Genomic DNA, 676 nt, shown 5'->3' with positions numbered 1-676 from the left:
TCCGTCTAAGCAGTGAGGCTGATGTGTAGGCAAATCCGCACATCGTAAGGCTGGGCTGTGATGGGGAGCGAAAATTATAGTAGCGAAGGTCATGATCTCACACTGCCAAGAAAAGCCTCTAGCCAGGTGAAGGTGCCCGTACCGCAAACCGACACAGGTAGGCGAGAAGAGTATTCTAAGGCGCGCGGAAGAACTCTCGTTAAGGAACTCGGCAAAATGACCCCGTAACTTCGGGAGAAGGGGTGCCCCGGTAGTGTGAATAGCACGAGGGGGCCGCAGTGAAAAGGCCCAAGCGACTGTTTAGCAAAAACACAGGTCTGTGCGAAGCCGTAAGGCGAAGTATACGGGCTGACGCCTGCCCGGTGCTGGAAGGTTAAGGGGAGCGGTTAGGAGCAATCCGAAGCTGTGAACCGAAGCCCCAGTAAACGGCGGCCGTAACTATAACGGTCCTAAGGTAGCGAAATTCCTTGTCAGGTAAATTCTGACCCGCACGAATGGCGTAACGACTTGGGCGCTGTCTCAACGAGAGATCCGGTGAAATTTTAATACCTGTGAAGATGCAGGTTACCCGCGACAAGACGGAAAGACCCCATGGAGCTTTACTGCAGCTTGATATTGAATTTGGGTACGATCTGTACAGGATAGGTGGGAGCCTTTGAAGCAGGAGCGCAAGCTT

General features: G+C 53.1%; 1 rRNA gene. It reads left to right on the top strand.

Going from position 1 to position 676, the window contains the following annotated elements:
- A 23S ribosomal RNA gene (locus tag P5G61_RS31850) occupies positions 1-676 on the top strand; the annotation flags it as partial.

This window comes from Paenibacillus vandeheii (assembly GCF_030433635.1).
In the GTDB taxonomy this organism is placed as follows: domain Bacteria; phylum Bacillota; class Bacilli; order Paenibacillales; family Paenibacillaceae; genus Paenibacillus; species Paenibacillus vandeheii.
The sequence above is the reverse complement of the archived record's forward strand: the minus strand, read 5'-3'. Positions and strand labels throughout refer to the sequence as shown.